General features: G+C 50.2%; 20 protein-coding genes. 11 read left to right on the top strand and 9 right to left on the bottom strand.

What is annotated here, in order from left to right:
• Positions 1 to 67 precede the first annotated feature (67 nt).
• Complete coding sequence (locus tag ACTS3T_RS09040; RefSeq protein WP_377964199.1) at positions 68 to 1,072, top strand: hypothetical protein; 1,005 nt, start codon at positions 68 to 70, stop codon at positions 1,070 to 1,072.
• A 72-nt stretch (positions 1,073 to 1,144) separates the two neighbouring features.
• On the opposite strand, the gene ACTS3T_RS09035 is transcribed toward ACTS3T_RS09040, so the two are convergent.
• Positions 1,145 to 2,131 carry an NADPH:quinone reductase gene (locus ACTS3T_RS09035; RefSeq protein WP_377964197.1) on the bottom strand — a complete coding sequence of 329 codons (987 nt, stop codon included), beginning with the start codon at positions 2,129 to 2,131 and terminating at the stop codon, positions 1,145 to 1,147.
• 269 nt (positions 2,132 to 2,400) lie between these two features.
• Here ACTS3T_RS09035 and ACTS3T_RS09030 point away from each other — a divergent pair, with 269 nt between their 5' ends.
• Complete coding sequence (locus tag ACTS3T_RS09030; protein WP_377964195.1) at positions 2,401 to 3,096, top strand: COP23 domain-containing protein; 696 nt, start codon at positions 2,401 to 2,403, stop codon at positions 3,094 to 3,096.
• 2 nt (positions 3,097 to 3,098) lie between these two features.
• Here the strand turns inward: ACTS3T_RS09030 and ACTS3T_RS09025 are convergent, their stop codons facing one another.
• Positions 3,099 to 3,440 carry a Dethiobiotin synthetase gene (locus tag ACTS3T_RS09025; protein ID WP_377964193.1) on the bottom strand — a complete coding sequence of 114 codons (342 nt, stop codon included), beginning with the start codon at positions 3,438 to 3,440 and terminating at the stop codon, positions 3,099 to 3,101.
• 234 nt (positions 3,441 to 3,674) lie between these two features.
• Between ACTS3T_RS09025 and ACTS3T_RS09020 the strand changes: the two genes are divergently transcribed.
• The 8 genes from ACTS3T_RS09020 to ACTS3T_RS08985 all read left to right on the top strand — a co-directional run bounded on the left by ACTS3T_RS09020 (position 3,675) and on the right by ACTS3T_RS08985 (position 12,127).
• Positions 3,675 to 4,856 carry a DegT/DnrJ/EryC1/StrS family aminotransferase gene (locus tag ACTS3T_RS09020; RefSeq protein ID WP_377964191.1) on the top strand — a complete coding sequence of 394 codons (1,182 nt, stop codon included), beginning with the start codon at positions 3,675 to 3,677 and terminating at the stop codon, positions 4,854 to 4,856.
• A gap of 11 nt (positions 4,857 to 4,867) precedes the next feature.
• Positions 4,868 to 5,764: a cyanoexosortase B gene (gene crtB / locus ACTS3T_RS09015; RefSeq protein ID WP_377964189.1), complete on the top strand. Its 897-nt coding sequence runs from the start codon at positions 4,868 to 4,870 to the stop codon at positions 5,762 to 5,764.
• A gap of 26 nt (positions 5,765 to 5,790) precedes the next feature.
• Positions 5,791 to 6,516, top strand: a complete 726-nt coding sequence (locus ACTS3T_RS09010; protein WP_377964187.1) for a cyanoexosortase B system-associated protein — start codon at positions 5,791 to 5,793, stop codon at positions 6,514 to 6,516.
• Positions 6,517 to 6,808: 292 nt separating this feature from the next.
• Positions 6,809 to 7,966 (top strand): polysaccharide biosynthesis/export family protein, encoded by a 1,158-nt coding sequence (locus tag ACTS3T_RS09005; RefSeq protein WP_462934913.1) that lies wholly within the window; start codon positions 6,809 to 6,811, stop codon positions 7,964 to 7,966.
• Between the two features lie 63 nt (positions 7,967 to 8,029).
• Positions 8,030 to 10,228: a GumC family protein gene (locus ACTS3T_RS09000; RefSeq protein WP_377964183.1), complete on the top strand. Its 2,199-nt coding sequence runs from the start codon at positions 8,030 to 8,032 to the stop codon at positions 10,226 to 10,228.
• A gap of 89 nt (positions 10,229 to 10,317) precedes the next feature.
• A complete protein-coding gene (locus tag ACTS3T_RS08995; RefSeq protein ID WP_377964181.1) occupies positions 10,318 to 11,040 on the top strand; it encodes a pyridoxine 5'-phosphate synthase in 723 nt (240 codons plus the stop codon).
• A 71-nt stretch (positions 11,041 to 11,111) separates the two neighbouring features.
• Positions 11,112 to 11,444 carry an MgPME-cyclase complex family protein gene (locus ACTS3T_RS08990; RefSeq protein WP_377964179.1) on the top strand — a complete coding sequence of 111 codons (333 nt, stop codon included), beginning with the start codon at positions 11,112 to 11,114 and terminating at the stop codon, positions 11,442 to 11,444.
• Positions 11,445 to 11,467: 23 nt separating this feature from the next.
• Positions 11,468 to 12,127 carry a hypothetical protein gene (locus ACTS3T_RS08985; RefSeq protein WP_377964177.1) on the top strand — a complete coding sequence of 220 codons (660 nt, stop codon included), beginning with the start codon at positions 11,468 to 11,470 and terminating at the stop codon, positions 12,125 to 12,127.
• Between the two features lie 12 nt (positions 12,128 to 12,139).
• Here ACTS3T_RS08985 and ACTS3T_RS08980 read toward each other — a convergent pair whose 3' ends face one another.
• The 4 genes from ACTS3T_RS08980 to folD form a co-directional block, all read right to left on the bottom strand.
• Positions 12,140 to 12,868: a DUF429 domain-containing protein gene (locus ACTS3T_RS08980; RefSeq protein ID WP_377964175.1), complete on the bottom strand. Its 729-nt coding sequence runs from the start codon at positions 12,866 to 12,868 to the stop codon at positions 12,140 to 12,142.
• A gap of 118 nt (positions 12,869 to 12,986) precedes the next feature.
• Positions 12,987 to 13,442, bottom strand: a complete 456-nt coding sequence (locus ACTS3T_RS08975) for a divergent PAP2 family protein (RefSeq protein WP_377964173.1) — start codon at positions 13,440 to 13,442, stop codon at positions 12,987 to 12,989.
• 12 nt (positions 13,443 to 13,454) lie between these two features.
• Complete coding sequence (gene crtE, locus ACTS3T_RS08970; RefSeq protein ID WP_377964171.1) at positions 13,455 to 14,375, bottom strand: geranylgeranyl diphosphate synthase CrtE; 921 nt, start codon at positions 14,373 to 14,375, stop codon at positions 13,455 to 13,457.
• A 43-nt stretch (positions 14,376 to 14,418) separates the two neighbouring features.
• On the bottom strand, positions 14,419 to 15,303 hold the full coding sequence (gene folD, locus ACTS3T_RS08965) for a bifunctional methylenetetrahydrofolate dehydrogenase/methenyltetrahydrofolate cyclohydrolase FolD (RefSeq protein ID WP_377964169.1): 885 nt from the start codon (positions 15,301 to 15,303) through the stop codon (positions 14,419 to 14,421).
• A 23-nt stretch (positions 15,304 to 15,326) separates the two neighbouring features.
• Between folD and ACTS3T_RS08960 the strand changes: the two genes are divergently transcribed.
• Positions 15,327 to 15,821, top strand: coding sequence for a hypothetical protein (locus ACTS3T_RS08960; protein ID WP_377964167.1), 495 nt, complete (start codon positions 15,327 to 15,329; stop codon positions 15,819 to 15,821).
• 139 nt (positions 15,822 to 15,960) lie between these two features.
• Here ACTS3T_RS08960 and ACTS3T_RS08955 read toward each other — a convergent pair whose 3' ends face one another.
• The 3 genes from ACTS3T_RS08955 to ACTS3T_RS08945 all read right to left on the bottom strand — a co-directional run bounded on the left by ACTS3T_RS08955 (position 15,961) and on the right by ACTS3T_RS08945 (position 19,387).
• Positions 15,961 to 16,290 carry a hypothetical protein gene (locus ACTS3T_RS08955; RefSeq protein ID WP_377964165.1) on the bottom strand — a complete coding sequence of 110 codons (330 nt, stop codon included), beginning with the start codon at positions 16,288 to 16,290 and terminating at the stop codon, positions 15,961 to 15,963.
• Between the two features lie 76 nt (positions 16,291 to 16,366).
• Entirely contained in the window at positions 16,367 to 17,860 is a 1,494-nt protein-coding gene (locus tag ACTS3T_RS08950; protein WP_377964163.1) for a carotenoid oxygenase family protein, read from the bottom strand.
• A gap of 87 nt (positions 17,861 to 17,947) precedes the next feature.
• Positions 17,948 to 19,387: a folate/biopterin family MFS transporter gene (locus ACTS3T_RS08945; protein WP_377964161.1), complete on the bottom strand. Its 1,440-nt coding sequence runs from the start codon at positions 19,385 to 19,387 to the stop codon at positions 17,948 to 17,950.
• Positions 19,388 to 19,604: the final 217 nt, after the last annotated feature.

The following is a 19,604-nucleotide window of genomic DNA, read 5'->3' as shown; positions in this document are numbered from 1 at the left end:
TGATCAAACCCTGTCGGTAAGCCATCGGCTACCAACAGCGGCATCTATCTAAAAGGGAGTATGGGTCATGGAAATTGCTTGGGGAGCCCTCGATCATTCGCTGTCTAACTCGTTTAGTCAACTCCATTCTTTTTCTAAAGCCTGGGCTAAACGCTACGTGCAACAGGTTAAAGGCAATACATCCCAGCAGCCAAAATACGTGGTTACCGAAGCCGATGCCCGCAAGGCGATCGCCCAATATTTAAATCAAGAATTACGGACTGTGAGTGCGCAGGCTTGGACGCAAACTGAGGTCTTGCTGGCGAAAGAAGTGATTCGGCACCAGATTAACCCAGATCTGATCGATCCTTGGGCGATCGCCAAAGATGTTTACACCATCTACGACAAAGCTTTTGTTGGCTATGCCGATGGTATTTCACCAGAGCGCTTTGCGACAGATCTAGCGCCTGAGCTAGGCAGTATTCGAGCCAAATATACGCGTGAAGATGCCAGGGTAATTGGCTTTGTAAGCATGCAATTTCACTACACGGGGCAGTTGCTGCTCAAGCTAATTGCCGCTGAGCGTCAGGAAGTTTTACAGCTTTATTTCAAAGCCATTGATGACCATCTCTATATGCCCCTGCAGCGAGCCTATAGTGCTGCCGCTAGCCACCCCCTCAGCTCTCCTGTACTCAAAGTTGTACAAACTTTACTACCCCATAGCAGCCTGATTGCTCGGCAAGTGGTTGACGAGATTATGCACGCCAATCCGCATCACCGTTGCTATAGCGGGCCACTGAGCAATAGTGCAGTTCGTGCCTCTAGCCTGCGCGATGCCGAAATGTTTCAAACCTATTTGTGGGTCTGTTTGCTGGAAAACAACGTCAGCGCAGTTCAACAAGAGCTGTTTCCGCTGTGCGTCATGCTCTATCCCACCCTGAATGTACGCTGGGGACTGGTGCGGCAAATGCTGGCTTTGCTAGAACGGCATTTTGACGAGTTGTTGACAGAGTCTCAAATGGCGATGCTCAAACCTTATTTGAGTGCCACCAAGGCTATGTTTGCTGCCGATGTGTTTGAAGAAGCAGCTTGAGGTTCTCCGGCTAGCCAACTGGCAACTTACCCCTTTCGGCGTACAGGAAAGGGCGGTTAGCTGACTGTCGCTTTAACCCCATGTCTGCTCTGGCTGATTGGGCAGCAGCACAATCTTGCCTTGGGCACCAGACAGCATAACCTGTTCATGGGCTTGAGCGGCTTCGGTAAGGGTGAGTTGCTGGCAAACAATTGGAGTCAGCGTACCGTTTTGTAAGCTTGCTTGCAAAGCAGCCTGAATTTGGCTCATTGCGGTAGCTGACGTATTAAACAGCGTCAGTCCAGTAAGGGTTGCCTCTTTTGCCATGATGGCGCGTGGATTTATTTCAACCGTGCCCCGATTGCCAACAATAACCACGCGTCCACCTAAAGCCAAAATGTCTAAATCGTGACCTAAATTGACGTTTGCCAGCATTTCTACAATAATTGCTACGCCCTGTCCTGCCGTGAATTCCATCACCTGATCGAGGTAATCATCAGCGTGATGGTCAAGTACATAATCGGCTCCTTGTTCGACGACGAGTTGTCGTCCTGTCGCGGAACCACCTGTGCCAATAACCGTTAAGCCTCGACTTTTGGCCAACTGCACCGCTGCCAGACCAACGCTACCTGTCGCCCCATGAATTAACACCGTTTCTGCTGGCTGGGCTTGTCCTTTGTCAAACAAAGCTCGGTAAGCCGTCGAACAAGGGACAAAAACAGCCGCCCCTTGGGCAAAGCTCAACTGCTCAGGCAAGGGATAGACTTGCTCAGCCGAGTAGCGTGCTTGTTGGGCATAGGTACCGCTAAGCGGCCAGCCGCCATAAACGCGATCGCCTACTTGCCACCGAGTCACCCCTTCGCCGACGGCCACCACGATTCCAGCACCATCGATTCCAGGGGTATATGGCAAGTCAGGCTTGCGGCTATAGCTGCCTGCTCGAATATAGGCATCAACCGGATTGACGCCCGCTGCTTGAATTTGAACCACAACCTGTGCCGCAGCAGGCTGCAAATCTTCAACGTCTGCCACTTGCATGACTGCGGGTTCGCCAAACTGATGAACCTGGATCGCCTTCATAGAGAGCTTGAGTTTGACTGGTTTTGCTCTTAAAGCTTAAGCCAAAGTTTGCTGCAATCTCAGCGTATCGGGGAACATTCTGGCCCAATTTTATAGACTCATTAGTAGAGACATCTGGTAAATCACAGCCTTACTATTTTGGGTAACGATGATAGGCGATCGCAAACCGACACCTGCCGACGTTGTAGGGCAAACTGCCTTTATGCAGTGAACTGTCACCCTCAAACTTGAAAAGTCTACCCAACGCATTAGCTTCAAAGGAAACTCCGATGACCCCACAAACACTACGCTTTGCTCAATCGCCTCACCGCATACTCAGGAGTGGCTTGTTCGCCCTATTGGCTACCGTAGGCATGCTTCTTCCAGCCCAAGCTCAGACAACTGAACCCCAAAATGAGCCTGCTGCTGATTCATCGCCTCGATTTCAATGCCAGCTTAACAACGGCCAATACACCGTCATGTATCGCCCCTCTACTCAGCCTGAGCAGACCTATCCTTGGGCTGTCCCCGAAGCTATGGGCGACAACTGGCCTGCTGAGCGTCGTTGTGATGTCATTAGTGAGCGTCTGGAGTTTTATCGCCCCGATGGATTGCTAGAACTGCGCACCGATCGCCTCAATGGCTATGACATTGTTTGCGTCACCACCGAACAAGACAATAGCTGCCGTATTGTGTTTACGGTGCCTCCTGGTCAAAATGCTGTTCTCACCCGCGATCGCGTTTTTGAGAACCTGGTAGCTGCCGACCAAGGACAAGCAACTGAAGGCATTAACACTTTTGCTGGCAACAATAGCGATATCCTCGGTCAGATTGAAGCGGTACTTGGCGGCAGTGGCTTGAACCGCCGCCGCAGTAGCGGTATCAATCTACAACCGTTCTTAGACGAGGTGGATGGGGGTACAGGCACTCAGCTTAGACCTTCTACCCTTACCCCAGGTCGGCGGTTAAATCCAGGCAACTTTTAGCGCTAGCCTTGCCACTCATCCGCAAAAATACTCGTAACGGCGATCGCGATACGGCTGAGATCTTCGTCTAACAAAGGAGGCCACTCCACCCCGGCGCGTTTGCCCGCTTCAAACGCCCGACGGCTTTCGTGGGCCAAGCGAAAGAGAGCATAAGCCAATTCGCGATCTAGTTGCTGAGCCGAGCGCAGCCCTTCAAATAGGGCTTTCAGCGCCAGCAGCAGAGACGTGACCTGACCTGGAATCGGCGCTTCTCGTTGTTGAAGCTGCTGCAAGAAAGTATCAGATTTTTCTGCTGTTGGCAGCATCTGATTGACAACAAACTGACGTGCGGTTGTAAAGTCCATATTGCTAAAGGCTTCTTGTGCCCAAAAAAAACGGAGTTGTCATTCCCGAAGACCTTTATGGGAACCCTGTAACTGCACCCGGCTCAGTGAAACTATGGTTGCAAGGTTTATTAACACTTCATTATCTTACGGTGTTCAAAGACCTGCGAATCTAGCCACACTAAGCTAAACAACACAGTTATCATGCTGTGGTTGTAAGGGTTAGTTGCTGGTTAACTTGTCGTCATTAGCTGTATGACCCTAACAAACGCTTCCCAGGTTCCTTTTGTAGATTTATCCAGTCAACATCAGCCCATTCAGGCTGAGCTAATGGCGACTGTGCAAGCTGTATTAGACCAGGGAGACTTTATCTTAGGCAAGGCTCTGAGTGAATTTGAAACAGCCTTTGCGGCTGCTTGCCAGGTTGAGTATGGCATAGGCGTTGCCTGTGGTACAGATGCGATCGCGCTGGGGCTACAAGCCTGTGGAATTGAAGCGGGTGACGAGGTAATTTTGCCCGCTAACACTTTTGTCGCCACGTTAATTGGTATTTTGCGGGCAGGCGCTAAACCTATTTTGGTAGACTGTGACCCAACCACAGCACTCATAGATTTAGCAGCGGCTGAAGCTGCCATTACGCCTCAAACCAAAGCGATTGTTCCGGTTCATTTGTACGGGCAAATGGTATCGCCTAGCGCCCTTCGACAACTGGCTCAACGTCATGGCCTGATTATTTTTGAAGATGCGGCTCAAGCTCATCTAGCTGAACGAGAAGGCGATCGCGCCGGGTCGGTGGGCACTGCGGCTGCCTTCAGCTTCTATCCCAGTAAAAATCTAGGTGCTTTGGGCGATGGCGGCATTTTGGTCACTTCAACTGCCACAGTCGCCGAAAAAGCTCGCTCCTTAAGGAACTATGGGGCCACCCGCAAATACTTTCACACCGAAGCTGGCGGTACCAACAGCCGCTTAGATACGCTACAGGCTGCCGCCCTTCAAATCAAGCTGCCTTATCTAGAGCAGTGGAACCAAGCCCGCTATCAAGCGGCTCAGTATTACCATCAGCGGCTGCAGCAATTAGAAGACTTCGGCGTTTTTCCTATTGTCAATCAGGCTGGCACAGGTCACGTCTATCATCTTTTTGTCGTTCGCCTCACAGCAGTCAGCGATCGCCAGCCATTGCAGTCGGCTCTAGCCGCACAGGGCATTCAAACGGGAATTCATTATCCTCTACCCTGCCATCTGCAACCAGCGTTTCGCGATTTAGGCTATTCAGCAGGCGAATTTCCCCAAGCCGAGCGGCTGTGCGAAGAAATTTTGTCGCTACCGATGTATCCTGGCCTTACCTTTGCTCAGATTGATCGAGTGGTTGATGCTTTGCAAGCTCAGCTAGAGTCCGCTAAGCCAGCTTCGCGTCAGCCTCTCAAAGCTAGCCCCTAAAGGAGAGCGATATGTTAGCCAACCGTCACTTGCGATATTTGGAACGCCATCCGTTAGAAATAGCCTTAGCCTTGCTTTTGGCAGCCCTTTATGGGCCTTTACTGTTGCACTGGATCGATGGCTGGGTTAACAAATCCATCAGTATTCAACACGAATACTTTAGTCATGGCTTGATCGGGTTGCCCTTTGCCGCCTATATTGCCTGGGAAAAGCGTCAGCAGTGGCAACAACTCGTGCCCCAAATAAATCCAGTAGGCTTAGGGCTGATTGGAATTGCAACAGTCTTTTACCTCAGTGGTCTAGGCGACTGGATGAACGTTTCTTTGCCGCTGATGCTGACGGGTATTTGTCTAGTGCTGAAAGGAACAGCAGGACTGAGATTAGAAGCTTTTCCACTGCTGCTGGTGGCTTTAGCAACGCCGTCTCAAGCTCCTTATCTGATTGAGCCTTATATTTTGCCTTTGCAGCGTTTTATTGCGGGAGCCGCTGGCTTTTTACTCATTCAGTTTGGCATTGATGTGGATGTCAACCAAATCTACCTGTTGGTCAACAATCAACCCGTGGAAGTGGCACCCCACTGCGCTGGGCTAAAGATGCTTTTCACCAGTTTGTATGTAGGGCTAATGCTGCTCTATTGGACTGGCGTTTGGCGATCGCGGCTACAAACAGGCTTATTTCTAAGTGCAACTATTGCTTTGAGCGTCGTTGGCAATATCGTGCGCAACACGCTGCTGAGCTTTTTTCACGGTACGGGACAAAATGGAGCCTTTGACTGGCTGCACGAAAGCTGGGGGGGCGATCTTTATTCAGCCATTATGCTGTTTTTGCTCATTGTCTTGATTCGGGGTGTGCAGCGCTATATCCCCTCTACGTTAGCGCTGCAAATCGATCATGACTCTGCTGTTTAGCAACTCTGTAGCAGGATGCGGCAATCATGTCTTTGAAGCTTTCTCCTCAATTGACCAAAGGCTTACTAATAGCGGTTTTGGCTGTTTTAGTGGCGATCGCGGCCTTGCCAAACTATGTTGGGGGTAACTGGCCTTGGACAAAGCCGCCTGAGGTGCAGCGTATTGAGCAGCTAAAGGCTGTGTCAGAAGCTGGCGTTTCTATTGCAAACTGGCAAACGGTTCAGTCTCAAACGGTTGAGATTAGCGGTCACGACTGGTTTTTGATGGAGTTGCAGTCGCCTAATCCTACGCCACTGTTGGCCACTGCAACGCTGCTCCTGCGGCCTCAGCCCTGGCATACAGAGCAACCTGAAGTAGAGTGGATCGATTTGATGGGATCTCAAGGCTGGCAAATTGAGTCTCCGCAGTCGCTCAGGCTATCATCGCCAACTACAGATGATTTAGCGGTTCAAGCCCGCTTCTTTCGAGGACGGAATGAGCGCGGTACATTTGCCGTGCTGCAGTGGTACGCTTGGAGCGATGGCGGTCATTATTCACCCAGTCATTGGTTTGTTGCCGACCAAATTAAGCAATGGCGCGATCGCCAGCGTTTGCCTTGGGTAGCGGTGTGTCTGATTACAGCCATGGAACCTCTGAGTTCCTTAGAACCCTATGAAGCCTCAATGAGTGATTTGGCCAGTCAAGTCCAGGCTAGTTTGCAATCAGGGCCCCTTGCATCCAACTTACTTTCTTTGTTTGGAACCCCTGCTTAGCTAGCGCGTCTCTGGCGAAAGGGCTGATCAATTTTGCTGAAAGCTATTGATAGCTATAGCCACCCAGGTTGAGACACCTCAATTACTGAAAGTCTTTTACAGAAAACCTGACTTTCTTGATTCTGCTTTTGCATTCTGCCCCTAGCCATAACTTCATCATCGCTACCGTTTAGCCGCTGTGAACTCCTTCTGCTACCGATCTTGTTTTTGTCAGCTCACCTGCTGGCACCTTCTGCCAAGACTGTCTTTACCGGTTACTCGCTCAGTCGTCTTCAGTGGCTTACTTTTGGGTGTGGCGGCGTTCAACAGTTCCCCCGGATGGGGCCAAACCTCGCAGGCGGAAACAGATCCCTTGCCTGAATTTGACTGGGAAACGAATCAAGTCCCTCCTAGTGGGCTACCGCCAGCTTTCCCAGAGGTGCCAACAGAGGTTGAGCGACCGCTGTTGACACCTGATCTGCGCGATCGCCTGCTGGGTATTCCTGTCCAACCTGATTTTGATGTTTATCGTTTGGGGCCTGGAGACGCCATCTTTGTCAGCGTTCAGCGTTTTGGCGACCTTAGCTTTCAGGCAACCTTAGACCTGCAAGGCAACGTCATCGTACCGATCGTGGGCGCTGTTTCGCTAGAAGGTTTGACCCTAGAGCAAGCTGAAGAAAAGATTCGCAGTCTTTACGACCAGTATGTCGTCAACCCAGATGTTTCTCTAACGCTACTGGCTCAGCGGTCGGTTGAAGTGACCGTCTTGGGTGAAGTGGTTCGCCCCGGCTTCTATCCCCTCCCGGCTCCCACCGTTTCCACTGCATTGCTAGCCTCCGGCGGCGCAACCACCACCGCAGACTTACGAGCCGTGCAAATTCAGCGGCAGTTACCGCAAGGCCAAACCATTGAAGAAACGGTAGATTTGTTTACGCCCCTAGCAGAAGGCAAAGCCCTACCCGATTTGCGACTAGACGACGGGGATGTGGTTTTTGTCCCTCGATTGGATCTAAGCGAACTGGACGAATACGATCGCTATTTAGTGTCACGCTCTACCTTGGCACAACCTCGGGTAACCATTCGCACCCTTACCTACTCTCCTAATGGAGGCGCTCTTAGAGCTGTGCAGTTACCCAACGGTAGCCGCTTTTTAGATGCCATCACTGAAATTGGGGTTAACGCTGATAGAAATGCGCTACGAGACGTAGCTTTAATTCGCTTTGACCCAGAACAGGGCAAAGCAGTGGCGCTACGGATCAATACCTATGAGGCTTTAGATGGCGATCTATCTCAAAACCCCCCCCTCGAAAACAATGACGTCATCATCGTTAACAGAAATTTAGTGGCACGGATTACTTACGCTTTAAACACCTTTACCCAGCCCTTTAGAGATGTGTTAGGCTTTTTACTCTTCTTTGATTCTCTCTCTGATGCCGCTACTAACCTGTTTGGCCCAGGGAATGCCGACTAAAATGTTTGTCATAATAGAACCGTTTCGGGAATACTCGGCTGAGCGATCGCCCCTAAACAAGCTATGATGCCGACCTTTGTTAAACGCTATCTTATTGCTCTAAACCGCTACAAGTGGGCAGGTTTAGCTGGATTTTTAGCGGTTTTCGGTGCTTCAGGCGTTGTTGCTTTGCAGCCACCGCCGCCCCAAGAATATGTGGCCGAAGGTGCATTAATTGAAAACGCGCCTATTTTGACCTTCACCGCCACGGGTAGCGAAATTCAAGCCAGTGGTCAAGGCATTTTCAACAAAGAAGTTTTATTAGCCGATATCTTGCTGCAGCAGGTCTCCGACCGACTTGAATCACAAGGAACAGAAATTTCTCCTGAAAATCTGCGTCGTCAAACTGCGATTAATGTCACGGATGAGGGCGAAGGTAGTCGGCGCAGCGTAACGGTTCGCTATACATCAGAACAGGCAGAAGAAGCTGAAGCTGCTCTCAGCTTGTTGTTTGAAGGCATGGTCGAATTTAGCCGCTTCAACAACAAGGCCCGTTTGCGTAGCATTATCGATGCCTTAAACGAACGGTTGCCCGGAGTTGAAACAGAACTACGCAATGCAGAACAGGCACTTGAGCGCTACGACCGGATTGAAGGCCCTGCTATTCAGGCTTCTTTAGATGGTTCTCTATTGGGGGCAATTTCGGCTAGCCAGGGCCAGAGACGGCAAAATCAAGTAGAGCTAGCCAGTATCGACGCCCAGATGCGCAGCCTCCAGGCTCGCTTAGGAATGACCCCAGAGCAAGCTTATGCATCTTCGGCGTTGAGTGCTGATCCAATCATTGCTGACTTGAGAGCCAAAATTTACAGCACAGAATCTCAAATGCAGTTGCTATCTGCTCAATTGCGTCCGGCTCACCCAACCATGGTTGAACTGCGGCAGCAGCGAGACGCCTATACACAGCTACTGCGAGAGCGAGCAGGCGAAGTGATTGGAGGTGGCTCTTTATTGCCTCTGCCAAGTGGAACGGAAGTGCGTCAAGATAGCAGCTTAGATCCAGCACGAGCCGCTTTAGCCAATCAGCTAGTAGCTTTGCAAACGCTCAGAGAAACTGTTCTCCAGCAACAGCAAACCCTGGCTCAGTCAGAACAAGAACTGCGGCAGCAATACGCCAGTATTCCCAATAAGCAGCTAGAACGGGGTCGCCTAGCCCAACAGGTGGCGCTTAAACAAGCCCTTTATGATCAAATTCAAGCCAAGCGCATTGACGCTGAAGCGGCTGAGGCTGAAACCGTTAGCAGTCTGACGGTTTCTAAACCACCGCTAGTCAGACCCGTTGAGGTAGAAGCTACCAATGCTCTGGTTATTTTAGCGGTAGGTGGCTTAATTGGGCTGGTAGCAGGGGGTGCCATTGTCTATCTGCTCGATATGCTGGATAGCACAGTTCGTACCCATGAAGAGCTAGAAAATATCCTGCGCGACCAAGAGGTTCCTATCCTAAGCGTTATTCCAACGCTGCCAGTACGCTCGACCAAAGCCTTACCGCTGATGCTACAGCCTGATTCTCCCTACGAAGAGATTTATGAGCGCTTCCGCAGCAATATTCAGCTGGTGGCTAATCAGTCAGCCGATAATAAGCAACCGAAAGTTATTTTAATAACCAGCACCAAAAATAGCGAAGGCAAGACCCTTAGTGCTTACAATCTGGCGATCGCTTCAGCACGGGCGGGCAAACGAACCCTCTTGGTTGAAGCCGATTTACGCGCCGCTTCGCAATCAGCGCAGCTAGGTATCACGCCAGAGCGACAGGCGACAATTGAACCCTTGCGCTACTATGGCGGCAAGCTGGGCGACAACATTCGCTTAGTTCCCAGCGTCGAAAATCTTTACATTTCTCCCAGTCCTGGGCCTCAGCGACAGGCAGCCGCCATTTTAGAGTCTAGTGAAATGCGGCGATTTTTTGAAGATGCCCGCATTCGTTTCGACATGGTGATTTTGGATGCGCCAGCGCTGAGTCATAATAACGACGCCATGCTATTAGAGACGCAAACAGACGGAATTATTTTGGTGACGCGTCCTAATCACACGGAAAAAACAGTGCTGCTGGCGGCTCTAGAGCAACTCGAAGAGGCAGACAACGTACGGCTTTTGGGGGCTATTGTCAACAGCGCAGAAATTCCCATTGCGACCGCCGCCGAATGGGACGACATTGAACCGCTTTTAGACGATGAGCTAGAAGCTGAGCCTGAATATGCTGTCCCCATACGGCCAATAGAGTTTTAGCAAGTTTTAGAGGCGTTGAGGGTTGTCCCAATAGCGCCGATCGCATCGGGTAAAATGATAAACGGCGTGGTTAAAGGGGAGAGCTAAGCTTGCCAACGTTAGGGGTCAATATTGATCACATCGCCACGATTCGTCAAGCCCGTCGCACTGTAGAACCCGATCCGGTAGCGGCAGCAGTTTTAGCAGAACTGGCAGGGGCAGACGGCATTACCGTACATTTGCGAGAAGATCGGCGGCATATTCAAGACCGCGATGTCAGATTGCTGCGCCAAACAGTGCGCACCCACCTCAATTTAGAAATGGCGGCTACGGACGAGATGGTGAAAATTGCGCTAGAGATTCAGCCCGATTACGTCACCCTTGTACCTGAGCGGCGTGAAGAAGTGACGACGGAAGGAGGGCTAGATGTGGTTGGGCAAACTGACCGGATGCGTCAGGTCGTCAAAACGCTGCAAGCGGCGGGTATTCCAGTGAGTTTGTTTATTGATGCTGAACCGCAGCAGATTCAGGCGGCGGCAGCCACCTCGGCCCAGTTTATTGAGTTGCATACAGGACGCTACGCTGAGGCTGAGTCAGAAACGGCTCGTACGGCAGAATTGCAGATGTTGAAACAAGGCTGTCAGCAGGCGATCGCTGCCGGATTAAGAGTCAATGCGGGTCATGGCTTAACCTATTGGAATACGTACCCGATCGCTTGTTTAGAGGGCATGGAAGAACTCAACATTGGTCATACCATTATCAGTCGGGCTGTCTTGGTTGGCTTAGAGCGAGCGGTTAGAGAAATGAAACAAGTGATTGGCGGAAAGCTCTAAAAGCAGCGGAACGTTAGATAATAGACTTCCTGTGGAGATGATTTTGTTGCTACCTTAGCCATTTAATTGCCATGACAACCTACTACTATGCGGCTGCTAGCCAGCACTTTTTGCTAGAAGAAGAACCGTTTGCAGAGGTGATCAACGAGCGTACCCGCCACTATCAAGAGCAAGAAAAAGAAAAAGACTTTTGGCTGATTCGTCAACCTGCATTTCTAGAAGCGCCTGAATTAGCTGCAGTTAAGGCTAAATGTCCTCAGCCAGCCGCCGCCGTTGTATCTACTAATGCAACCTTTATTACCTGGCTCAAACTCCGGCTAGAGTACGTTGCCACAGGTGAGTTTGAGGCTCCCTCCGCCACTATTCCCGATCCGCTGGCTTCTTTGGCTACAACGGCTAGCTGATGGAGACTGCAACCAGGATTTTTATGAACAGCAAAGCTAAAGTTTTGCCAGCTATGTTAGCGGCGGCGGTTGGTCTGGTTGGCGCGCCTGCGATCGCTCAAGATGAGTTCCCGCCCTGCCCGCCGCCAACGGCCAGCGAGTATCTGCTATTGGTTAGAGGCGAAACCTCAGCCGAGCGCGATCGCGTGCAAGAAGCGCTGCCTGCTAGCAGTACGGCGATGGTCTGCAACTATCTCAATGATGTTGTTGTCCGCGCTGGCGGTTTTACCAGCTTGGAAACCGCCAATGCCTGGGCACAGTACATGACTGAAGTAGAGGGGTTGCAGGCTTTTGTCGCCCGTCCGCCTAGCCCGGATGAAGCAACAGCCGTTTTGCAAACGGCCAATGGGGGGCAGGCAAATGCGCCGTCCTACGCTCCCCGCCCTCTGCCAGCGGGTTATGCGGTACTAGTAGATTACTTCGATCGCCTTGAAGTCGCTTTTGATGTGCAGCAGGTACTCAATCAACCGATTGGACTGGTTGTATATCGTCAGCAGCCCTATCTACTGGTGACTCAAAGTACAGACGTAACAGCAGTTGGGCGGGCGCTGGCTTCGTTGAGCGATCGCGACTTTACGACCTTTATTGTAGATAGCAGCCAAGTGATGTTATTGACGGCTGAAATTGCTGCCATTCAGCCCTAGCAGATGTTTAAACTAGCCATCAGTGCCAGGAATAAACGTCGGCACGATGATGTAGCCGCTTTGGCGATCGCCGTAGATACTATTTTGACGTTGTCCGTGCCAGACCCAATAGGCCGCTAGATAAGCGCAGGTCAGCGCATCGAGTTTGTCTTCTAAGGCTTTCAGGGCTGCCCCTTTTTGGTTAAGGTCAATGGTGAAGTCAAGCGCTAAACTTGGCTGAAGCCTAGAAAAATATTTTTGCTGTAGAGCAAAGAGCTGTGCTAACCCTTGCCGTCGCTCAGTTACTTTGCCTTTTTTGTATTTAAGAATGCGGGGTAGCCCGAATAGGGCAATGCTGGCGGCGTGAGGATAGACTTCTAGCATGACGCGTCCATGGGTGGTGCCATCGACAGCGTGAACAAAACCCCGCTGTTCAAGCGCCGCCGTGAAATCGCGCATAGCTGGATAAAACGGCAGATTCTGATTAGCGGGATAGCAGCCAGCGTGATAACGGCCAAAGTGCTGGTGTAATAAGCGATCGGGCAAGCGCATACCGCTGGCATTGGGGATAATTAAAGGCGCATCAACGGCGATCGCCACCTGCGGCTGATTGAGAATGATTTGATCTAACCAGTCCAGCAAAGCTTGATGGGGGCTAAGAATGTGCCAACTGCCAAAGACTAGTGCTGACGCTTCTGGCTGTAGCACACATACACCGCTACGAGAGCTGGCGAGCCAGCCTAAGTCAAGTCCAATGAACATGACGATTGCCGCTCTATTGCTAAATGCAGAAGACTAAAGACAGAAAGCAAAATGAAAGGTTCTCTATCAGAAGCTTTCGACCATTTGAGGGACGTCAACCCTAGTGGCTACAATTGTGTCAATAGGCTGGGGCAGCCAGACAAGAAATAGCTGCTCCTAAAGCAGAGCCAGCAATTACCTGTACAGGGGTATGCCCTAGCAGTTCTTTCAGCCGATCTTCGTTGAATTCAGTGTTTTCTTGAAAAAACTCGTCCACAATTTGGTTGAGAATTCTGGCTTGTTTGCCAGCCGCTTGTCGTACCCCGGCAGCGTCGTACATCACAATGACCGCAAAGACAGAAGTAACGGCAAACGCCGGACTTGCCCAACCCATTGTTTGCCCAATCCCACCCGCCAAAGCAGTCACTAAAGCAGAATGAGCGCTCGGCATACCGCCCGTTTCGACCAAAACCCGTAGATTGATCTTGCCGTGTCGTAAATACTCAATAATGGCTTTGAGGACCTGAGCCACTAAACAGGCAATTAGCGCCACTAAAAGCACATGATTATCTAAGATCTCGCTAACGTCCCGCATGTGTCGCCAACCTCAATGTGTACGAGCTGTGATGTAGTCTGCAAGGGCGGCCAAGGGTCGCCTGCGATCGCCAAAAACTTGCAGTTCTTGCTTTGCGTCTTCCACCAGTTTTTGGGCTTGCCGTTTAGACTCATCAATTCCCCAAATGCTAGGGTAAGTCACCTTTTGAGCCTGCATGTCTTTGCCAATAGACTTGCCTAGCTCTTCTTGGGTTGAGGTGATATCTAAGACATCATCCACAATTTGAAAGGCTAAGCCAATGTGCTGAGCATAGCGAGATAGCCGTTCAATGTCAGACTGCTGCGCTCCTGCCAGCATTGCCCCTGAAACGACAGAAGATTCCAGCAAAGCAGCCGTTTTGTGCAGATGAATGAAATTTAAGGTTTCGACACCTACTTCCGACTTACCTTCCGACTCTAGATCTACAACCTGTCCGCCTACTAGACCCGCAGCTCCAGCGGCCTTGCCCAAGTGAGCAATCACACGCAACAGCCGATCAGCAGGTACTTGCTGAGTTTGGGTAGCAATAAATTCAAAAGCATAGGCCAACAAAGCATCGCCAGCCAAAATGGCAATGTCTTCACCATATGCTTTGTGGTTGGTCGGCTTTCCCCGGCGAAAGTCATCGTTATCCATGGCGGGCAGGTCGTCGTGGATGAGCGACATAGTATGCACCATTTCGAGGGCGCAGGCAGTAGGCATGGCCATTTCTATCGTCCCGCCTACTAGCTCAGCCGTGGCCAAACACAAGATCGGGCGGAGCCGCTTGCCCCCTGCCATCAAGGAATAGCGCATTGACTCATAAATGCGCTCAGGATAAACCACGGCGATCGCCTGCTCAAGGGCTGTCTCAACCTGCTGCTTGCGTTCTATGAGGTAAGCCGACAGGTCAAAAGGAGTCGCTTGTGAATGAGGGAAGTTGGTTAGCACCATTGGGTTACTGCTCAATCGTTATCTATCTATAGAAGGGGCTAATTTAGGCAGAAAATGCTTCTAAAAGGTTGTGTTGTCTACAGTAGCTCCATACTGTATTTTGCAACAGCATGGCCACAGTCATGGGGCCGACGCCGCCAGGGACAGGTGTGATTGCTTCCACTAACGGAGCAACCTGATCATATTGAACATCTCCGACCAGTTGTGACTGCCCGTGATCATCAGTGATACGATTAATCCCAACATCAATGATGGTGCTACCCGGTTTGACCATATCAGGTGTAATTAATCCTGGACGGCCAATCGCTACCACCAAAATATCAGCTGCTTGCGTCAAACTAGCGAGATCCTGCGATCGCGAATGGGCAATGGTCACGGTAGCATCGGCTTCTAGCAGCATTAGCGCCATTGGCTTACCCACCAAAATACTCCGCCCCAAAACGACCGCTTGTTGCCCTGCCGGATCAATTTCATAAGCCTGGAGCAGTCGCATAATGCCAGCTGGTGTACAGCTTCTTAGCCCCACTTCTTTGCGAACCAAATGTCCTAGGTTAGTCGGATGCAAACCATCTGCATCCTTGTGAGGCGCAATTTCTGTGAGCAAAGCGACATCGTCTAGATGATCTGGTAGCGGCAATTGCACTAAAATGCCATCAATACGTTCGTCTCGGTTAAGCTGATGGATAATCTGAGTCAGTTCTGTCTGGCTTATTGAGGTGGGTAGATGCTGACCAAAAGAAGCAATGCCAACGCGATCGCAAGCCCGTTCTTTATTGCGGACGTAAGCCGCACTCGCCGGATTATCACCAACCATCAACACGGCTAAACCCGGAGGTCTACCCAACTGCGGTTCTAACGTCTGAATTTTTTCTCTTAGTTGAGCTTGAATTTGCTGGGCCAGGGATTTGCCATCAAGAATTTGCGCCATACTAAAACATGCATAGGTGAGCAATGACAGCGAAAATTGCAGCCATTCATAAAAAAAAAGGCCCTGCTTTAGTTTCTCACGTAACTTTTTTGCATCGCCCTTACCTCATATTACGCGTCTATCGGGCTTGTTTTTTCTTTGGCTTGTTGCTGTTGGGAACAAACCTATTGGGCTGTCGCTTGACTGATAGCGGTAGTAACCCTATCGCTAACTTGGCAGTCCCTAAACCTGTTCGCTTAAATGGTCAAGTTAAAGCGATCGCCGATGTCCACAACCACCCCTTACCTGAGCATCCTATCTATCTGCAGGGTAAGGTGCAGCAACAGGTACCTTTATTAGATGGTTGGGTTTATCAGCTTCAAGATGAAACCGGACTGATTTGGATTGTGACGCAGACCAATCAGCCAGCCTTGGGGGATGAAATCCTAATTAAAGGACAAGTTCGACAAGAGAATATTCGGGTAGTGAATGAAGACTTGGGTGAACGCTATATCGAAGAAATAGAGCAAATAGAGTGAAAGCAAAACGGATGCCTCAGCAGGCAATTAAGCTAAAGGCTGTCGGCAAAATGAAAAGGGTTTTGTGACTAAGCTTTCAGCAATCTAAATGCTTCACCTTTAGTAGTTGGGCTACAGCCGTTGGCAAAGCGCCTAGTGGCTAATTACGCTCTAAGGAGTGGTAGATCAGCTGCGTTTCTTCGGCTACACCGCAGGTGCCCGCCAAAGGCCAGTAAGAGGTTGTATATACCTTACCGTCTGCTGTACTGATTGAAATGTTAGAAATATCAGCAGCCTGCCCCCCGTTAGCAACGAGATAACCGTTGAGTATTTGCTGGGCTTCTCCTTTAGATTTCACTCCATAGCTCACCATAAAGCAGTAAGGTTTGCGGGAAAGGCTGTTGGGGATGGCGGGTTCCCACAGCTCTAAGCGATAACCTTCTTTTTTGGGGGTTAACCGATAGCAAACAGTGTGAGATTTCAGGAACATAGTTGGCGCTGGGGCAATGCGACTCAAGCCTCATTACAAGCATGGCTAGTATACCCAGCTTTGTCACATAAATTACCTATATGTGAGGGCCAAAATACTGATGCGTAAAGCTACCATGTAGTCCATAGGGAACATGGTGACGCAGCTTTAGCCGCGCAATAGGCCCTTGAGCAAATGACTGAGCCGAAAGAATTGCCAATTCTGAGCAGCGCCGCTCGGCATCGTAGAGTAAGATTAGCAGCCAACCATCATCATCGGCGGTTGCTCCCGGTCTAGGAATAAACAAAGGCTCTCCGGTAAACCCTTTAGGAGCGGCGCTCCAAATTTGTTGTTCTCCCGTTGTTAAGTCATGTTTAAGCACTGCCTGTAAAGGAGCATTGCCAGTAGCGGCGTGGGCTGATCCCAAATAGACAAAACGGTAAGGCTGCCCTATTTGAGCAGGATGCAAACTAGGAAACTCACAACAGCGCTGAATCAACTGTTCAGAACGGGCTGAGTCAGTTTCGAGATCAAGGGTAAAGCGCCAGAGTTGACCTGCGGGAATGGCTGAAAAATCAACCTGATGATAGCTGCTGCCTTCGTCGAGAGTGGGAAAGCCTGTATAGCAAATAGAATCGATGTAAATTTTCTCTTCTTGCTCAAACGCATTGGCATGATGGAAAACAAAGCAAGGATCAGTCTCTAAAATTTTGACCTTACCTTTGCCACTGCGAGGAATCAAGATGACCCGTGTCGGAGCTTTCGGATTGAACTCAATGCATTCGGCAGCCCCTTTCAAACCCAACACATAAGGGAGCGGGTTGAAAGTGACAGGGTTTTGAAAAAAGATGGCGTAGTGAGGGGTAATCGCGAAGTCGTGCAAAAAGGCAAAGCCTGCTACCGAGTGGCTATGCTGGTTAATCAGTTGCCCAAGGGGATTAAATTCGTAGAGGGTAATGGTGGTTGAGAGGCCAGGTTTGACTGCAAAGTTAACCAGACAGGGTTCACCCCCTAGGCGATCGCAGCTGGGATCAATTTTAGGATGCGCAGCGAAGGCAGAGCCAGCTTGTAGCGCCCCGTCGAGATATTCTAGTCCGAGAGTTTCTAGCGTGTGTGGGTCTAAGCGATGGGGTTCTGCTGCTTCCCAAAGCGCTAGCAGCTTACCGCCCCAGTGAATGATGTTTGTGTTAGCAATATTTTTAAGCCGTAGATCAAAGGCATTGGCGAACCAGCCACCTGGCTTTTGGGTACCAAAGACACCTCGAAACAAGGGCTTTCTTGCTTTTTGCTCGGCGACGTATCCCTCAGTGCGAACAAAGCGATTGCGATAAAAGGCACGCCCCTTTGAAAGCGCGATCGCGTTAATCATGCCATCACCATCAAAAGGATGACGAAGCTCGTAGCCACCAATATCGAGTAATCCTGGGCCATTGCGAAAGTAGGTGCCTTCTAGCTCAGGCGGAATTTGTCCTTCAACTTCGTCAATCCAGTAAGCAAATTCTTCAGGCTGAGAACGATAACCGCCGCGCCAATCCTCCATTGCGAAGTTTTGGTGAGACAAGGTTTGCATTGGATTTTCAATAGATTGCATGGCGCTTTGCGGGAGATTTAATTAACTGTTGGTAGGCTCAGACAAACGGCAACATCTCAGTAGGGATAGCTGCTTTCAATAGAAAAATTATTTTTGCAGTTCTAAATCGAGCTTGCCAACGGCCACAGGTGTTTCGGGCAGTTCTTGGCGAATAGCGACCAAATTGACAGATGGCTTCCCGGTCGTGAGTTGTTCGGTTGATTCCTCGATGGCTGTCTCCGTTTGAGCTGAGGTACCTGGCAGCAAAAAGAGTAAGGGCAAAGGTAAAAGGGTGCTGAAGTTAGTGATCAAAACCAAGAGCCAGAGGCGATCGAAATTTGTTTCGCTAATACTTAACCAGTGCGTTAGCAACGCGCCAAATTCATGAGAAAGTAGCCCTGCTAAATTCACAATCGACATTAACAAGGCAAATAGGGTTGCCTCTACGCCAGGTGGGCATAGACGGGCTGATAGTACCAGCACTGGCATGAAAGCAATTTCTCCCATAACCGTTAGTACTAAGCTGTCACCCAAGCTGAACCAGTGGTCATCAATGCCCAAAGTGCGATTGGCATGAGTGACCAGCAGCAGCATGGTCATTCCTAGCAGGGCTGATAAGACGGTAGACCAGGCAAAGATACGCCGAAACGAAACAGAGCGCAAAAAACGCTGAAAAATCCAAATACCTAGCAAAGCAGCCAGACTGGTCACCAATCTTACTCGTCCTAAAAACTCTGGCTCAAATCCCAATTCGTTGGTCGTAAAGAAGAAAAAAGCTGCGTCAGCGGTGGGTGTCGCCTGCCACAAAAACAAAAACAGAGCTGGCATCCAAATAGCTTTTTGGCGGATGGCTCCCCACAACTGCTGAATCTGGCCACGAACGACAGCAAAACTAGGCGCTTGGGTCACCGGATCTTCACTAATCAATCCGGCAACTAGCGAGACGATGAGCGGAAAAATGGCTGTAATGCCAAAGATAAAGCGGGTGCTAAATTGCTGTAGCAGTAATCCACCCAGATAAGCTGTAATTAGCCCGCCTAGCGCTGTTGCTCCCCAAGCTAAAGACTGAATGGAACCAACAGCGCTTTGTGACTCCTGACGAGCGCGTTCAACTACCAGTGAATCTACAATGACGTCGCTGACAGCGATGGATAGGGAACTGAGCGTAATTGCGGCGATCGCGGTTCCAGCCGTATTCACTACCGTTGCCATCAAAATCCAGGCAATTGCACCTAAAACCCCCGCCAAAATCAGATAAGGACGACGGCGATAATTAAACAGAGGCCATCCATCTGAGAGAAAGCCAAAGACGGGTTTGATCGTCCACGGCAACGTAGCGATACCGGTTAGCGCAGCTACTTCAGCTGGGTTAAGCCCAATCGTATCTTTGAGAAAGAAGCTAACGGCTAACCGTGCTAACCCAACAATTCCTTGAACAAAGTAGACCAGCAGGATGGCTGTGAGTTCTAGGGTCAAAGGCTGACCTAAAAAAACTTTCTCCTCTAAAAAGGCTTTGACGCGATCGGAGATGGGCATTGAAAATGTCATGCGATCTGGGTTAATGCCAACAGCGAGAATATTAAGAAATGTCAACTGCCCTTATCATAGCGCCCTTGCTAAAGTGACTGGACTTGTTTTACGCCTAGAGGTGTCTTCGCTACTCTCCTGTAGCCCCTAAACTGCCAGCCAGAACACAAACTTTTGCCCGATTGCGATCGCAGCCTTCAGGACTGAACTTTTGACCCCACCAGGTTTTAGCTGATTG

Origin of the sequence: Almyronema sp., assembly GCF_052168255.1 — a bacterium.
GTDB lineage: Bacteria > Cyanobacteriota > Cyanobacteriia > Phormidesmidales > Phormidesmidaceae > Sphaerothrix > Sphaerothrix epifaneia.
Note: the sequence above shows the minus strand (reverse complement) of the source record. Positions and strands in the feature narration are given on the sequence as shown.

Excerpts from the sequence above, each read along its gene's own strand:
- ACTS3T_RS09040 (WP_377964199.1), top strand. The coding sequence starts at position 68 with ATGGAAATTGCTTGGGGAGCCCTCGATCATTCGCTGTCTAACTCGTTT.
- ACTS3T_RS09035 (WP_377964197.1), bottom strand. The coding sequence starts at position 2,131 with ATGAAGGCGATCCAGGTTCATCAGTTTGGCGAACCCGCAGTCATGCAA.
- ACTS3T_RS09030 (WP_377964195.1), top strand. The coding sequence starts at position 2,401 with ATGACCCCACAAACACTACGCTTTGCTCAATCGCCTCACCGCATACTC.
- ACTS3T_RS09025 (WP_377964193.1), bottom strand. The coding sequence starts at position 3,440 with ATGGACTTTACAACCGCACGTCAGTTTGTTGTCAATCAGATGCTGCCA.
- ACTS3T_RS09020 (WP_377964191.1), top strand. The coding sequence starts at position 3,675 with ATGACCCTAACAAACGCTTCCCAGGTTCCTTTTGTAGATTTATCCAGT.
- crtB (WP_377964189.1), top strand. The coding sequence starts at position 4,868 with ATGTTAGCCAACCGTCACTTGCGATATTTGGAACGCCATCCGTTAGAA.
- ACTS3T_RS09010 (WP_377964187.1), top strand. The coding sequence starts at position 5,791 with ATGTCTTTGAAGCTTTCTCCTCAATTGACCAAAGGCTTACTAATAGCG.
- ACTS3T_RS09000 (WP_377964183.1), top strand. The coding sequence starts at position 8,030 with ATGATGCCGACCTTTGTTAAACGCTATCTTATTGCTCTAAACCGCTAC.
- ACTS3T_RS08990 (WP_377964179.1), top strand. The coding sequence starts at position 11,112 with ATGACAACCTACTACTATGCGGCTGCTAGCCAGCACTTTTTGCTAGAA.
- ACTS3T_RS08985 (WP_377964177.1), top strand. The coding sequence starts at position 11,468 with ATGAACAGCAAAGCTAAAGTTTTGCCAGCTATGTTAGCGGCGGCGGTT.
- ACTS3T_RS08980 (WP_377964175.1), bottom strand. The coding sequence starts at position 12,868 with ATGTTCATTGGACTTGACTTAGGCTGGCTCGCCAGCTCTCGTAGCGGT.
- ACTS3T_RS08975 (WP_377964173.1), bottom strand. The coding sequence starts at position 13,442 with ATGCGGGACGTTAGCGAGATCTTAGATAATCATGTGCTTTTAGTGGCG.
- crtE (WP_377964171.1), bottom strand. The coding sequence starts at position 14,375 with ATGGTGCTAACCAACTTCCCTCATTCACAAGCGACTCCTTTTGACCTG.
- folD (WP_377964169.1), bottom strand. The coding sequence starts at position 15,303 with ATGGCGCAAATTCTTGATGGCAAATCCCTGGCCCAGCAAATTCAAGCT.
- ACTS3T_RS08960 (WP_377964167.1), top strand. The coding sequence starts at position 15,327 with ATGACAGCGAAAATTGCAGCCATTCATAAAAAAAAAGGCCCTGCTTTA.
- ACTS3T_RS08955 (WP_377964165.1), bottom strand. The coding sequence starts at position 16,290 with ATGTTCCTGAAATCTCACACTGTTTGCTATCGGTTAACCCCCAAAAAA.
- ACTS3T_RS08950 (WP_377964163.1), bottom strand. The coding sequence starts at position 17,860 with ATGCAATCTATTGAAAATCCAATGCAAACCTTGTCTCACCAAAACTTC.
- ACTS3T_RS08945 (WP_377964161.1), bottom strand. The coding sequence starts at position 19,387 with ATGACATTTTCAATGCCCATCTCCGATCGCGTCAAAGCCTTTTTAGAG.